The 15,087-nt window shown below is 40.4% G+C and carries 9 protein-coding genes; 6 read left to right on the top strand and 3 right to left on the bottom strand.

All coding sequences use genetic code 11. From position 1 onward, the window contains the following. Window positions 1-67: 67 nt before the first annotated feature. Together BVH02_RS17020 and BVH02_RS17015 are read left to right on the top strand one after the other, a co-directional pair. Entirely contained in the window at window positions 68-490 is a 423-nt protein-coding gene (locus BVH02_RS17020) for a hypothetical protein (protein ID WP_086502670.1), read from the top strand. A gap of 1,089 nt (window positions 491-1,579) precedes the next feature. Then, window positions 1,580-2,020 carry a hypothetical protein gene (locus tag BVH02_RS17015; RefSeq protein WP_111357172.1) on the top strand — a complete coding sequence of 147 codons (441 nt, stop codon included), beginning with the start codon at window positions 1,580-1,582 and terminating at the stop codon, window positions 2,018-2,020. A 255-nt stretch (window positions 2,021-2,275) separates the two neighbouring features. On the opposite strand, the gene BVH02_RS17010 is transcribed toward BVH02_RS17015, so the two are convergent. Then, complete coding sequence (locus BVH02_RS17010; protein WP_086502668.1) at window positions 2,276-3,724, bottom strand: multicopper oxidase family protein; 1,449 nt, start codon at window positions 3,722-3,724, stop codon at window positions 2,276-2,278. 1,007 nt (window positions 3,725-4,731) lie between these two features. Between BVH02_RS17010 and BVH02_RS17005 the strand changes: the two genes are divergently transcribed. The 4 genes from BVH02_RS17005 to BVH02_RS16990 all read left to right on the top strand — a co-directional run bounded on the left by BVH02_RS17005 (window position 4,732) and on the right by BVH02_RS16990 (window position 8,822). Beyond that, window positions 4,732-5,235, top strand: a complete 504-nt coding sequence (locus BVH02_RS17005) for a DUF6266 family protein (RefSeq protein WP_086502667.1) — start codon at window positions 4,732-4,734, stop codon at window positions 5,233-5,235. 423 nt (window positions 5,236-5,658) lie between these two features. Continuing rightward, window positions 5,659-6,543 carry an endonuclease/exonuclease/phosphatase family protein gene (locus BVH02_RS17000; RefSeq protein ID WP_205635751.1) on the top strand — a complete coding sequence of 295 codons (885 nt, stop codon included), beginning with the start codon at window positions 5,659-5,661 and terminating at the stop codon, window positions 6,541-6,543. 391 nt (window positions 6,544-6,934) lie between these two features. Beyond that, a complete protein-coding gene (locus BVH02_RS16995; protein ID WP_086502665.1) occupies window positions 6,935-8,191 on the top strand; it encodes an LVIVD repeat-containing protein in 1,257 nt (418 codons plus the stop codon). A gap of 4 nt (window positions 8,192-8,195) precedes the next feature. Further along, a complete protein-coding gene (locus tag BVH02_RS16990) occupies window positions 8,196-8,822 on the top strand; it encodes a hypothetical protein (RefSeq protein WP_086502664.1) in 627 nt (208 codons plus the stop codon). 3 nt (window positions 8,823-8,825) lie between these two features. Here the strand turns inward: BVH02_RS16990 and BVH02_RS16985 are convergent, their stop codons facing one another. Both BVH02_RS16985 and BVH02_RS16980 read right to left on the bottom strand, forming a co-directional pair. Then, window positions 8,826-11,663, bottom strand: a complete 2,838-nt coding sequence (locus tag BVH02_RS16985) for a PD-(D/E)XK nuclease family protein (RefSeq protein ID WP_086502663.1) — start codon at window positions 11,661-11,663, stop codon at window positions 8,826-8,828. Next, complete coding sequence (locus BVH02_RS16980) at window positions 11,656-14,907, bottom strand: UvrD-helicase domain-containing protein (RefSeq protein ID WP_086502662.1); 3,252 nt, start codon at window positions 14,905-14,907, stop codon at window positions 11,656-11,658. The genes BVH02_RS16985 and BVH02_RS16980 overlap by 8 nt, the downstream gene beginning before the upstream one ends. Between the last annotated feature and the right edge of the window lie 180 nt (window positions 14,908-15,087).

Here is a 15,087-nt window from a genome sequence, read left to right as displayed (position 1 = left end):
TAGTGCGTATGAATCTAGAACCCCAAGGATTTCCAAACCTTATTTCACCAATCCAAGTAAAACTAATATGAAGAATTTAGTAATACTTTTTTTCGCGATGTTAAGTTCTGGATTGTATGCTCAGTCGATAATTATAAATCCAGATGGAACTCACTCTGTGGTTATTGATCATGGCGTTCACAAAGTAATTGTCAATCCTAATGGGACCCACTCCGTGGCCGTGAGTTCGGGCATCAGCAATATCATAGTAAATCCCGATGGTACTCACTCACAGATTATGGGTGAGGGTACCTCAAAAATCATAGTAAATCCTAACGAACCCCATTCCACAGTAACCACACAAGGTGATTCCCAGAGAGTGCTAATTCATCCAAATTCAGGATTCCAACCCTTTTTCTTCAAAAAGCAGGGGGACAAAATGATCATCCTTCCTAACGGATCAATTCTTCATTTCAAGAAAATGAAGAAAAAGAGGAAGCATAAAATTTAATGTGTAATCGGATTGGGTAAACAATATCGGTCATGCCTAGGGCATTTTGTGAATCATTTATTTACCATTTACCAGCCATTGAAATGGCTGGTTATAACATCGATCATGCCTACGGTATTATCCCTGAAATATTCCTCCCCACAGTCTTGCTGCTACAGCATTTTACCACATTTATTCCTTTTCAGTCCCAATAGGGACGGCCCATCTTATTGCCAGAGGTTTTAACCTCTGGAATTATCAATTACAATATGAAATGGCAAAGTCCCAGAGGGAGGACCGATAATAGTTCAACTCCATAAATAATTCAATACAAAATATTAAGCCTATGAATGGATTGATATTAGGCAATATCGGTCATGCCTAGGGCATTTTGTGAATAATTTATCTGCCGTTTACCAGCCATTGAAATGGCTGGCTATAATATGAACCATGCCTACGGCATTTTGAAAATTCCTCACTCTTCTTTACCAGCCATTAATGGTTCGACTTAGCTCACCAACCATGACTGGCTAAAACATCGATCATGCCTAAGGCATTATCCCTAAATTATTCCTCCCCGTATTCTTGCTGCTACAGCATTTTACTACATTTATTCCTTTTCAGTCCCAATAGGGACGGCCCATCTTATTGCCAGAGGTTTTAACCTCTGGAATTATCAATTACAATATGAAATGGCAAAGTCCCAGAGGGAGGACCGATAATAGTTCAACTCCATAAATAATTCAATACAAAATATTAAGCCTATGAATGGATTGATATTAGGCAATATCGGTCATGCCTATGGCATTTTGTGAATCATTTATTTACCATTTACCAGCCATTAAAATGGCTGGCTATAATATGAACCATGCCTACGGCATTTTGAAAATTCTTCACTCTTCTTTATCAGCCATTAATGGTTCGACTTAGCTCACCAACCATGGCTGGCTAAAACATCGATTATGCCTACGGCATTATCCCTGTATTATTCCTCCCCGCATTCTTGCTACTACAGCATTTTGCTACATGTATTCCTTTTCAGTCCCAATAGGGACGGCCCATCTTATTGCCAGAGGTTTTAACCTCTGGAATTATCAATTACAATATGAAATGGCAAAGTCCCAGAGGGACGATTTTCAGCTTAAAGTCATTCCAAGAGTGAGATGGAGAAAAGCTGGGAAAAAAGATCTCAAACTGATTATTATCCGTCCAGTAGCTTATAGACCGACGAAAAATTCCCGACTACTCTATAGAGAACCTGCATACCTAATCTGTACCGATCCAGATATGGACTTGGCTGTTCTGCTGCAGGCATATCTCTGGAGATGGGAGATAGAAGTCAATTTCAAAGATGAAAAAACCATTATGGGATGTGGTCAGGCTCAAGTAAGGACTAAAGAAGCCTGCACCAAAGCTCCAGCCTTTGTAGCTGCGACCTATTCATTGCTTATGCTGGCTTCTCAAATTGCCAAAAGTCAGGTCCTGCCAAGACCCAAATGGTACAAAATGAAAAAATCGGTTCGTGTGACTACAGGAGAAATCTTAAATTAGTTCAGGGTTATAAACTGGGCATACAACTCAAAAATCAATTTCTCCGACTTCGTGAATATCCAGAAAAAATTACAAAGCCTTATACAATCAGATAATCCTACGCTCGCTGCTTTGTTTCATGCTAGAAATTAGCCAACCTTCAGTGGGTGGAGTTGCAAACTCCACCCAGGCCAAAGCCAAACTACACTCGGTTGGGGAGGCTTGTTTTGTAAACGAGGTTTCGCATCGGGCAATCTTGCTTATAACTTTTTGTCCTTATACCACTTCAAAATTGAGCATCATTCCGTCGTCTTCGTGTTCCAGGTTATGGCAATGCACGACGAATTTTCCTTTTTGCTCAAATTTCATGATTACCTGGACTTTTTCCTTGGGCGCTAGGAGAACAGTGTCTTTCCACCCTTTTTCCTGCGGCAAAATTGTATTTCTACCACCTGTGCGCGCCACTACCTGAAACTGCACACCATGGACGTGCATAGGATGGGCTTCGTCGCCGGTAGAATTATCAAATTCCCAAATCTCGGTTGCCCCGAAACTCACCGATTGATCAATACGAGCGGCGTCAAACACCTTCCCGTTGATTTTGTGCATGCCTGCTTTACTGTGTCCCATGGACATGGTAAGTTTAAAAGGTCTCGTCTGACTTGCGCCTGAAAGCTTCGTAAATGGGATCAGAGAAGCAGGTAACATAAAATCTTCATTTTCACTGCGATTCACATCAAAGCTCATGATTTTGTAGGTCTGTTTCCCTTGGGCGTCACCCATGCCGGAAAATTCCTCATTCATGAGATATACCATTTTACCTACTGCTACATCAGAAAAATCAATTAAAATGTCAGCCCGTTCGCCCGAACCAAGCATCAGGGTCTTTACTCGTTCAGGCTGAGGCAGTATGCCGCCATCGGATCCGATCACATAAAAATCTGCGCCGTTGCTTAAGGCTAAGTTGTAAATTCTGGCGGTAGAACCGTTGAGGACCCTAAAACGATAAAATCGGGTACCGACCTCAAGGAATGGCTTGTGAGTTCCATTTACCAATATGGTATCGCCCATGAAACCCGTCATAACTTCAGTCATTGCTGGGTTATACTTAATTGTGCCATTTGCATTGAGGCGCTTGTCCTGGATGATCAGGGGGATCTCATGAACACCACTGGGCAGATTAAGCGCTTTTTCTTCGTCACTTTCTATGATAAACAAACCTGCCAGTCCTTCGGTGACTTGCTTGCCCGTAAGGCCATGCAGGTGTGGATGGTACCAATTGGTCCCGGCCTGTTGGTTTACCGCAAACTGAAAATTAAATGACTTATTGGGCATGACCATGTGGTCAGGGTGGCCGTCCATGGCGGCAGGGATTACGAGGCCGTGCCAATGGATATTGGTGTGTTCTGTCAGTTCGTTGGTGAAGTTGAGGTTTACGTTTTGGTTTTTTTGTACCCTGATCGTAGGGCCTAAAAGGCCGCCTCCGTATCCCAATACTGCTACTTCACCGGCAGCTGCCAAAGTATCCCTACCAACCTGTGCACTTAGCGACGAAGTTGCGTTGATGGTTACGGGGATTTTTAATGCTGTTTTAAATTCGCCATCCTTTATGGTCGGTGCTTCTCCATTCATGCCGTGGTCCATGCAGGAGGTGAGTAGGCTTGGTCCGGCGGCAAAGGCAACCGTTCCTAAGCCCATTCTTTTTAGAAATTCGTTTCTATTCATACCTTATACTAATACAGGATTAATTTATTTTTTCCACAGTACTCCCACCAGTCATCATCTTTGATCCGTAGTATGAATATGTAGGCAAGATGTCTTCTTTTTAGTTATCCTTTCCTATCAGCGACAATCAGGAAGATTAGCATACGCATTCTTAAGGGGCAAGTTGAGTTCGAATTGTAAATTCTGAAAGATAGTTGAGCAATATGCATTTGACCATCAGGTGAGCGATTTACACTAAGGTGGGGGAACAGGAATTCCACTCAAACCATCGCTGCGAAGTTTTATCCTATTTTCGTTTTCTCCATTTCCAAAATTTTGGTTTAAGTAATTTAGGATCTACAGATTCAATTCCTTTATTTCTCAAAATCATTTCAATCAGTTCGGAAGTCTGATCAAATTACATCGCCAGATCTTTGATTGAAACACCTCTTAAATATCGTTCCTGAATTTTATGTTTCATTTCAAGAAAGTAAAGCAATAGAGGAAGCATAAAATTAATGTGTAATCGGTTTGGGTAAACAAATATGAACCGTGCCTATTGCTTTTTAAAATTCCTTACTCTTCTTTATCAGCCATTGAAATAGCTGGCTAAAAAATCGATCATGCCTAGGGCATTATTAGCGAACTTGCCCCACCCTACAGGCTGGCTGCTCACTAGATTTGTCCACTGGACAAATCTTTAACGCTCGCCCCTCAGAGGAACGGCCGATATTAGTTCAACATTATAAATATTCATTGCCTAGTAGCATTTATTGGATTGCAAACCATACAATCAACACAGCCTCCCGCCCAGTAACAGCACACCTAAGCAAGTATATCAAGTCACACATCTGAGTGTGTTCTACCATACCAAGACCAATAGTAAATCAATCTATAAACAGGATAAAAACAATTAACGATTGCTCTTGCACTGTTTATAGTATAGTAAAACTCAAATTTTTAATAAATTTTTCTTGTACTATTTAACTCAACAATCTATATTAATCTGTAAATCAACTAGTAAGCATATGGCACGGGTCACTAACTCAATCCACGAAGGGCTATCAGGTAGTGTGGGAGATTTGGTTTTTTACAAAGTCGGAGGAGTAACTTATACACGCAGGAAGCCCGGCAAGCAAAGCAAAACGACCAAAGCAAAAACATCGGTGATCAAGCGCCGCTCCCAATCGGTGAGTACCCAAGCGCATAAATTCCTAAAAAACATCACGCATATCTTACGCTTTGGCTATCAAAACCACGAGAATGGTGCTAGCAGACCATACCATGCGGCGGTATCTTATACGATGAAAAACTCCTTCAAATTTGAGGGAACATCAAAAGTGCTGGATATCAGCTTAGTGAAAGTCAGTCGAGGAAGTCTTCTGGGACCTCAAGACCCTAAAGCAGAGCGGGTACCTGAAGGAATAAAATTCATTTGGACGGACAATTCCTTACAGGCAGCAGCAAAGCCCACAGACAATGTGTTTGTCTTCCTGCTTTCCGCCGAAGAAACTGATACTGGCTCAAAATGAGAGTTTCTTGGAAATACACGTGAAAAGGGAATCCATACCCTCTTGCTATTAAATAAGGACTCAAAATGGCATGCCTGAATTGCCTTCAGTCAGGAAAACCATTGGACTAAAAAGCGAGATTTATCGGATTCCATGTATTTAGGAATGGTGTAGAAAAAAACGAGGGTAAATTTTAAATCTACTGGCGTTATTACCATAATATACAACACAAACAATAACCGTGATGTAAGATTTTACACCCTATTGCTTTCACGAGTGAGAATAATACCTTTAAATTATTGACATTTTTTAGATTAATAACCATTTAAAAATGATAAATCTGTGAAAAAATTTCTACTCATTATTCTTTATGTAATTGCCATTATTCTGATCGTATGTTCTATACTTTCTCTATTTAGAAACGCGGAAATTCGATATTTAAAAATGCTTGATTTTCCAAGAATCCAACTATTCATTCTATCACTATTAACCCTGCTACTTTTTATTAGTTTAAATAAAAAGTGGCATTTACACAGTTATCTGTTAATTGTCGGACTGTCAATTGGAATAATTATTAACAGCACTTTTCTAATCAATTATACTACACTTGTTTCTGTAGAAGTGCCCACGGTGAAGGATTTGAAAGGGTCTGAAGACCAATTCAGCCTCTTATTGTCCAATGTAAAAATGTTCAATCGACAAGAACAGCCAATACTTGAATTGATTAACCTCAAAAAACCAGATTTGATCTTGGTCATGGAAGTAGATAAATGGTGGGATGAAAAACTGAAAGTTTTATCAAAAGAATATCCCTTTTCCCAACGTACCCCCAACCAAGTTGCGTACGGTATGGTTTTGTACAGCAAATTACCTTTAAAAGAGGTAGAAGTTGATTACTTAACTAATGAAAAAGTTCCCTCCTTTAAAAGTACTATTGTTCTTGCCAACGGCAAGAATATTACATTTCATTCTATCCATCCTGTTCCACCTACACACTTTAAGAATTTGCCAGATAATAAAGGTCAGGAAGAAAATGCCTTAAAAAAATTAGGAAAGAAAATTAAAGATCGAGAATTCCCGACCATTGTGGCCGGAGATTTAAATGATGTAATTTGGTCTTATACCGATGACCTCACAGAAACTGAGAATATTTTATTTGATGTAAGGGTTGGTAGGGGTTTCTATAACAGTTATAACGCTAATAGCTTACTTATGAGATGGCCTTTAGACCACATTTTAGTAACAAAAGAATTTCGATTGAAGAAATTGGAGCGCCTTCCAAAAATAGGGTCTGACCATTTTCCGATGTATGTCGAATTGGTGCTTTAAGGAGTCAGAGAAGATAAAAACCTAAATACAAAATAATAATCGCGAGAAATATTTTTGTAATGATTTACTCTCGAACAAATACTATAAGCACAGGCTAGGGCAATTTAGGAATTATTTAAACTGCTAGAATCTCCCACATATCTCAGTCTTATCTAAATAAGAAATTGTTTTTGCGCTATGCTTCCAACGCTTATCAGAAATACTCAAAGGAAAGTTATTTGATGAAATATTCTAGCGAAAGCTATCGCGTCTGTTAATTTCCTATTGTTTCAATTTTGCCGAATTACAGGTAATGCAAAAACTTTAAATTTTATCATACTCCTCTGTAGCGTATTTTTGTTTGGCTTCGTTTATTGGATACAAACTTTTTATAACACTAAACCCGAGCTATATGAAATCCTTCAACTCCTACCTCTCGCTCTTTTTCTTGTTGTCGGTTTTGGTATTTTCTTCCTGCCAGGACGAAGTCAATTCCTCCTACACTTATCGCACGATGATGCCAATTTACCTGGAGATGAGCGACGTAAGAGCAAGGATAATCAGCATTGAGCCAGCTCAGCCTTTGGACAATCCTGGCAAAATCTATATCTATGGTGACTATCTTTTTATCAACGAACCTACCAAAGGAATTCATATTTTAAATAATGAAAACCCAGCCAGCCCAAAGAACTTAAGCTTCATACCAATTCCAGGAAACGTGGATCTGGCAGTTAATGGAAACATACTTTACGCAGATAATTACGTGGACCTTCTCGCATTTGACATCAGCAACATTGACAAAATTCATCTAGTCAAACGAGTGGAAGATGTTTTTAAGCATCTGTATACGCATGCCACTGGAGAGATTATAACCTTCCGTGACACCGTAATCACAACCGAAAGTCCTACTTGGGGATTTGAGGATGGTGGTGGATGGCTTATGAATTCCAGCATAAGCTTCTCAGCAAATTACTCAGCCGCCGCTCAAAGCTATGGCACCGGTGGATCCATGGCTAGGTTCACCCTCTCAAATCAACATCTATATGCGGTAGACCAATCTACCATGCGTGTCTTTAATGTAGAGAATCCGAGTGATCCTACTTTTGTAAAACCAATTGACTTGGGCTGGGGAATCGAAACTATTTTCCCATTTGAGGACAAGCTATTTATTGGATCCAATACAGGAATGCACATCTATGATGCGAGTACACCGAACTCCCCTACTCGAATGTCAGTGTATTCACATTTACAAGCATGCGACCCAGTGGTGGTAAATTCTGACTATGCATTTGTAACGCTAAGGAATGGCTCTTCTTGCTGGAATGGAGCTAATCAGCTTCAGGTCATCGACATCAAAAATCTCTTTCAGCCAACGCTCAAAAAATCATATCCTATGTTGAATCCACATGGTTTGGGCTTAGCCGGAGACTTCATTTATATCACCGAAGGTATTCATGGACTGAAAAGTTTCAACGTCTCTGATGTGATGAATATTGATCAAAACCAACTTGAATTTTTGACCAGTGAAAAGTCAGTTGACCTAATCCCTGGCCCAAAATCTCTGATTGTAATCGGCCCTGATGGGGTGTGCCAATTCGATTATAGCAACCCCGCCAAACTGAAAAAACTTAGCTGTATTCAAGTTAAAAACCCAGTGAAATTTTATTGATAGGATGATAGCTCAAAAAACTAAACTCCTGCTACTCGGCTTTTTGCTCTGCTCTTCCATAGCTATGGCTCAGGAGAAAAAGTATTTCGGTCAAGCCGAAGTCGGATTTCTATATGGACGAGGCGAGGAGGACTGGGACGGAAATCATGTAAAGAGATTTGATGTGACTTTCATGACTTTCAATGGAGTGCACATTACCAAAAATCATGTCCTCGGATTTTCCACCGGACTGGATCAATATGAAGATATTTCCATCATCCCAATAGCGCTGGGATGGAGAGCTTTTCTTGGAAAAGATGACAAGCCAAAACTTTTTGGAGCATTGGACCTTGGAGGTGGATCCGCTGTGTTAGAGGAAAATTACAGCGACGAATGGAGTAGGAGCTGGTATGAAGGTGGGCTTTTAATCAGTCCATCGGCGGGGTTTAGCTTTCCCGCCAAAAAAGGAAAAACTGCCCTTTCTCTCAGTATTGCATACAAAAGACAGGCTGTCACTTATTTTCAAGGAACATTATCGCAACCTGGTTCTCAGTCAATAACCTCAGATTTGCTCCCCCCAGGATTTAATTCGATGAACGAAAAAAACTACCTATACCGTAGCTTTGTCTGCAGAGTAGGCTTGATGTTTTAGATTTCACCTCCCACAAATCTCTTTGTAAGGACAATACTCGCACTTCTTCACATCTTCCGTTTGATCAAAAGGTATTTCAGGGTTATAGATTTCACCGATCAATTCAGAAAGCCCTCCTTCAAAAAACTCTGCAAACTCTCGATAATCTTGGATTTCTTCCTTCTCCATCATTAGGAAAGGATTGAAGTTAGGGTCATAGATCTCCTTGATATTGAAAATCCCTGGCTTTAAAGCTTTACTCATTGAAGGGTTTTCTGCTTGGAAAAGCTTAGCATAAAGCATGGTTTGCATAGCTGCCTTATTCCGTTTTTTATCATCTCTATCAAAAAACGACTCGATAGTTGTCACTTTCTTATTGTCTTTTCCAGTTTTATAATCTATCAATCGGATCACACCATCTTTTTCGTCCACGCGGTCTATGAATCCTCCCAGCGCTATATTCTGCAAACCTTCCTGGGTATTCACTGGAATTCCTGCTAAATATTTTCGCTCTAAATTCAGCACCTTGAAATCACCATTTGCCTGATCGTATTTCAAAATCGCTTTGATGTACTTGATCATGATTGCCCGCGCTATCTGCAATTGACCGCTGAGTGTAAGTTTTTCTATAGATTCAGCTTGATAAAAATCCACGATTGCACTATCTACAGCCGTTGGAATACTAACTTTCAACCGCTCAATTGTATGTGTATCGATTAATCGAGATGGCTTTCCCTCGTCGGGCTTATAAAGTAGTTCAATTGCTTTATGCAACATGGATCCAAATGTAGAAGCATCTATTTCAGTTACTACTTCCTCCTTTTCCTTCAATCCTGCCACATAGCGAAAGTAAAATCTAAGCCTGCAATCCAAATACGAATTCAACGCAGAAGCTGAAAAAGAAATCTGCCTATCTGGGTCAGAATTCGTGAAAATGTAACGTTTCAGACTAGTCAAAATCTCTGGAGTTTTCTGAATTGTAATGGCCTTGCCGGGAGTCAAGTCAACAGGAACCAAGACTGCCGCAGGTGGCTCTACTCCTATCTCAACTTGCATCTGTTGTATAAATCGGCTCATTTCTCCTGCTTTTCCCTGATCAGAAGCGGTGGTGTAAATCAAGTGAACTTCCTCGGCTTGATGTAGCAATCGGTAGAAAGTATAAGCATAAATCGCATCGTTTTGCTCCTGCACTGGAAGGCTGAAGGCTCTTCTAAGGTTGAATGGAATCATAGAATTGATCCCACCTCCAGGAGGAAAACTCCCCTCGTTCACATCGCAAATAATTACTCTGCGAAAGTCCAAATTTCTGGATTCTAGTACACCCATGATTTGCAGCCCTTCAAGCGGTTCTCCTTCAAAAGGCAACTTGATCTCTCTGAAAAGCTGTCGAAAAAGCTTGAGGTAGAAATCTGCCCGTACATTTCCTGGAGCATTCTTTTCAAACACATCCCGAATTCTAGTCAATTGCTTGAAAGCCTGAAAAAGATAACTTCGCTGAACAGCATCATTTTCCAGACTTTGAGCTAGAAATTGCATCAATTCACCCAAATACGCGAATAACTCAGCTGATTCTACTTTTCTAAAAATCAACCTGAACAGCTCACCGCCTTTCGCCAACTCTTCTGCATTTACCTCTACGAGGTTTTTACCCTTTATGTCTTTAAGTATATCCTTCACAAATGCTTCATCAACTTCCTTCAAATAGGAAAATGAAAGCAAGTCTGTGATAGGTTTATGATAAAAAAATACGCCTTCCTCTTTGACTCTCAAGTACCGTTGCAAATCCAAAACCGCATCCAAAAATGAAAATATAGGCGCATTTCGGATGGGATAACCCATGGTTACATTCAACTTTTGAATCGACTCTGGGAGCGAATGCAAAACAGGAAAAAGCAATTGCTCGTCGGGAAGAATGATCACCGTCTCCTCCAGTCGTTCATTGCTAGGAATAGACGCTGCTATCTTCGATACGAGGTTCGCCTGATTGATTTTAAGCGGAATCGAATACGTTTTGATAAGTGCGGCTTTATCTCGAATTCTATTTGGAATGGCTTCAGAGAACGTTGGCCCAAGCACTGGATCTTTTCTGTAATCTCTGAAAAACAATCCTGCTTCCTGCCGCTTGTCATCTAGGTAATAGGCATCGAGATCCCAATAGATTTTAGCCCCAAATTCTTTAACATAATGCTTGATGAGCATTTCTTCAGCCAAGGTAAAAGCATTGAATCCAAGAAAATAGACCCGTTTTTTAGGTTTCTGAATCTCGTTTAATTTCTCTGCAACAGCTCTATAAATTCTACCAGAATAGCTCATTCCGGTAGTTGTTAGATTGGCTTGGAATTGAATGTAAAGCTGTTCCAAAATTTGCCAGAATTTCAAAAACTTGGCTCGTTCTACATCCGATTGTTTTTTAAAGGATTTCCAAAATCTAGAAATCAAATCCACTTGTTCATCTGATAGAAAGCTCAGATCTGTCTCATATTCCTTTATGTCTGCAAGATTGCTATATACCCATTTGGCATCTGCCAGAAACTGATCCAGATCATTGAAGTCCTTCAAGATCAATTCTCCCCAGAAATAAAATCTATCAAAATCTTCTGGTTCAGGCTGTAATGTTTTATAAACCTGATACAATTCAAATATCAAACTCAGATCATCTGTTGGTCTTTCACCAGCATGATTGTAGAACACCTCCTCTATCGTTTTGATCTCAGGCATCCAAGATGGAGAATCGATTAATGTCCCTAAATGTTGAGTAAAAAATAGCCCTGCACGCCTATTAGGCAGAACTATGATCATATCTTTGAGCGACTGACCAGAGTTCAATAGGTCTAGCGCTGTATTTTTTAAAAAGCTATTCATTGATTTCAAAAATTTCTGTGGGTTCTAGATAACAAAGGAAACCTTGCGTAGGAAGTTGGGTCAGATTTTTCACTAAAGCCATATATTCTCTCACTTGGGCTTGATGCTTGGAAGCTTTTTCTCCTGTCTTAAAATCAATCACCATAGCCAAATTCTCTCCTACCAAAATTCGGTCAGGACGCTTTTGCTTTCCTCCTGGAAGCAATATCCCCTGCTCGGACAAGGCTTGATAATCTGCTGCATACCAAGTTTTAAACTGTGGCAATTCAAATAACTCGATAAGCTGAGTAGTTATTACTTGCTGCGTTTCTTGATCAATTCTGCCATCGAATACAAAGGATTGTAGGATTTCCAAAGCCATTTCAAGTGAGCGGGCTTGCTCCAGAATTTCGTGAATTAAGACACCCAACATTCGCTGTTCCCGAGCATGAATACCTGTTTCTGAGAAATCCCAAGCATATTCTCTGGTTTGCAACTTCTCCCTCCAGTCGGTAGATTCCCAGCTCAATTCGATCGGTGCAGTAGTCAAGACCTCCTTTTTCACCGCTGATTCGGGCCACTCTCCCCAGTCAAACACCATTTTTTCCGCATCCCACTTATCTGTAGATGAATGCGTAGGCAAAGCAAACCCCTGAGCAAATAAGCTGTAAAGTATATTGCCTGATTGCTTCAGATTGATTATTCCTTTTGAAGTTTGGGTAAAATCAGCAAAACCATACAAAACTTCTTCCGCCCGAGTGAAAGCCACATAAAGCATATTCAAGGTATCCAAATAAGCCAATCTCACCTCATCTCCATAGATCCCTACAAACTCAGAATCAGCTAATGCAGATTGATGGGTCAAAGGCAGGACAGTTTTGAGTGCTTCGGAAATGGCATATTCGCTCCAAATAACCGGTGCTTGTTGTCCGCCTGCCACGATCTTCCAATCTAAATACGGCATAATCACTGCCTTGTATTGCAAGCCTTTAGCCTTGTGAATGGTCAATATCCGCATAGCATTATGATTTTCAGGAATCTTCACCGTTCGCTTAAATTGATTTAATTCCCACCAATCCAGGAATCCCTGCAAATCAGCCCGGTTCTTTTTCACAAAGTCAAAAGCAGCCTCTTTCACCCCAGACACATACGCCAAATCCACTTTGCGCTCATATACATCCAGAAACTTGATTATCTCCTCCACTTGCTCCATCAACGGTAATTGAAGCCAAGGATTGAGATGGTCAATTAGGTATTTCTGCTTGTCTCTAAGCTCGGTTGGAAGTGAGTTTTTCTCAAAAAGCTCATGGCTGTATTCCACCTCATGGATCAAAGCATAATAGAACCAAAATGTCTTAAGCGGAACAAGATCTGCTGGATTCCCCAAGTATTGTAGCAAAGCAATCACCGCTTTCACTGCGGCCGATTTACCAAGAAAAAGGGAATCTTCAGAAAGTACATCAAAGCGATAGCCACTATCTGGATTTTCCTGCGCATAGCTCATCATTCGATCAGCTATGTCCGCACCCTGTTGATTCTTCCTCACCAGAAAAGCTATATCTCTCGGCTCATATCCTTTATCCTGAAGCTCCATTATGAGTGGAATCAGTTTGTCCAAAACCGAATTACTTTCTTCCTCTTCCTCATCTTCCTCACTTGTTTCAAAAGAATTTCTAGCTGGCTTCTGGGTAAACTCTAAATGAATTTTCCCTTGAAATTCTAGTGCCAATTTCTTCTCAGGCACTTCTTGATTTACTCCAGCAAAAGCATCAGAAAGCAGATTGAAAGAGTCCACTTTAAATTCAGAATTTATTCCCTCCTGCATTAATTCTGGAAGGGCTTCGAAAAGAGAATTGTTGAAAGAAACTACCTTAGGTAAGCTTCTGTAGTTAACAGATAAGTTTTTGATATCCTGATAGTTTTCATTTATCTGCTCTTGTACTTCATTAAGTAGTAATTCAAGCCTTCCTCCCCGCCATCGATAGATAGATTGCTTCACGTCTCCGACCAGCAAATTGGTGTTCATCGTGCCAAGTGAGTTCAGCAAAAGAGGTTTGAAACTTGACCACTGAAACTCGGAAGTATCCTGAAATTCATCGATCAAAAAGTTGCGGTATTGATTCCCGATTTTCTCATAAATAAATGGAGCTTCATTACCAGCGACTATTCCTTTGAGGAAGTCATTTACATCTGAGATCATCAAAATACTTTCCTCGTCCTTGAGTTCTCGGAGCTCGTGGAGTAAATTCCTGAATACGCCAAAAGCATTGAGATTACGGCTTAAAGCCATCAATGTATTCCATTGAGTGAGTAAAGCTGGAAGCTTAAAAATCAATTCAATCAGTCCTGATTCAGCTGCAGATCTGATCTCATCCTTTCTCTTACTAGTTCCTGAATACCACTTATCAGCATCAGGAAGCTCACGCTTCATCACATCAGTTAATGCTGGAATTGGAGATTTCTCATCTCCCAACTGATCAAATCGCTTCGCAAAAGAGCTACCACTACCCTTGAAGTCCGTCCATTCTAATCCATAACCTACCCTAATCTCATTAGCTTTGGTCTTGATCTCCAGAGCCGCAGCAATCAGCTCATCTTTTTTACCTTTAATTACTTTTCTGAAATCGCCTAAAAATCCCTCCTGAGCGATAGTTGATTCGAAAAGAGCCTGATGAGCTTTGAATTTTTCCTGAAAAATCTCTCTTCCAAGTCCGCTCAAGGCAGATCGAATGTCCCAGCTCTTTCCTTCCTCTATTCGCTCTTCTGCATACTCAGTAAGCCATTTTTTCAAGTTATCATCCGTGGCGACCTGCTCAACTACTCGATCTACCAACCTATTCAGGACGGCAGTTTGATCAAGTTCCAGCTCAAATTTTGCCTGCAAATCCATCTCCTTGGCAAAGGATCGAATCACCCGTTGAAAGAAAGAGTCAATCGTACTCACCGCAAAATAGCCGTAACCATGCAGGATATCGAGCAGGGTTTCCCTAGCCGCATTTTGTAATCCTTCGGCGGAAAGATTCAATGCCTTTATCAGCTCTTGATCCAGAAATTCGGCAGGTCTGATCTCTTGACTCAATCTCGTGAGATCCTTCAAAATCCGTTCTTTCATTTCCTGCGTTGCCTTATTTGTGAAGGTGACGGCAAGAATTTGTTTGAAGGCATGCGGACTTTGTAGCGCCAGCTTGAGATATTCCAAGGTCAGCGTATAGGTCTTGCCGGAGCCAGCTGAAGATTTGTAAATGATAAAGGGTTTCTTTTCCATGGGTAAAAAGTGAATGAACTAAGATAAGGAGGCATCTTAGTTTCGAAGCAAAATGATTTTAGTATTGACAAAAATTGTCGGAATAATATAGGTAAACTTACTTACAATAAGAGAATCAGACTGGCTAAAATGACATAAATGATAAATTCATTCCATTTAATTCAATCAACTGATTTACAG

This window comes from Algoriphagus ratkowskyi (assembly GCF_002150505.1).
Taxonomy (GTDB): domain Bacteria; phylum Bacteroidota; class Bacteroidia; order Cytophagales; family Cyclobacteriaceae; genus Algoriphagus; species Algoriphagus ratkowskyi.
The sequence above is the reverse complement of the archived record's forward strand: the minus strand, read 5'-3'. Positions and strand labels throughout refer to the sequence as shown.

Excerpts from the sequence above, each read along its gene's own strand:
- BVH02_RS17020 (WP_086502670.1), top strand. The coding sequence starts at position 68 with ATGAAGAATTTAGTAATACTTTTTTTCGCGATGTTAAGTTCTGGATTG.
- BVH02_RS17015 (WP_111357172.1), top strand. The coding sequence starts at position 1,580 with ATGGCAAAGTCCCAGAGGGACGATTTTCAGCTTAAAGTCATTCCAAGA.
- BVH02_RS17010 (WP_086502668.1), bottom strand. The coding sequence starts at position 3,724 with ATGAATAGAAACGAATTTCTAAAAAGAATGGGCTTAGGAACGGTTGCC.
- BVH02_RS17005 (WP_086502667.1), top strand. The coding sequence starts at position 4,732 with ATGGCACGGGTCACTAACTCAATCCACGAAGGGCTATCAGGTAGTGTG.
- BVH02_RS17000 (WP_205635751.1), top strand. The coding sequence starts at position 5,659 with ATGCTTGATTTTCCAAGAATCCAACTATTCATTCTATCACTATTAACC.
- BVH02_RS16995 (WP_086502665.1), top strand. The coding sequence starts at position 6,935 with ATGAAATCCTTCAACTCCTACCTCTCGCTCTTTTTCTTGTTGTCGGTT.
- BVH02_RS16990 (WP_086502664.1), top strand. The coding sequence starts at position 8,196 with ATGATAGCTCAAAAAACTAAACTCCTGCTACTCGGCTTTTTGCTCTGC.
- BVH02_RS16985 (WP_086502663.1), bottom strand. The coding sequence starts at position 11,663 with ATGAATAGCTTTTTAAAAAATACAGCGCTAGACCTATTGAACTCTGGT.
- BVH02_RS16980 (WP_086502662.1), bottom strand. The coding sequence starts at position 14,907 with ATGGAAAAGAAACCCTTTATCATTTACAAATCTTCAGCTGGCTCCGGC.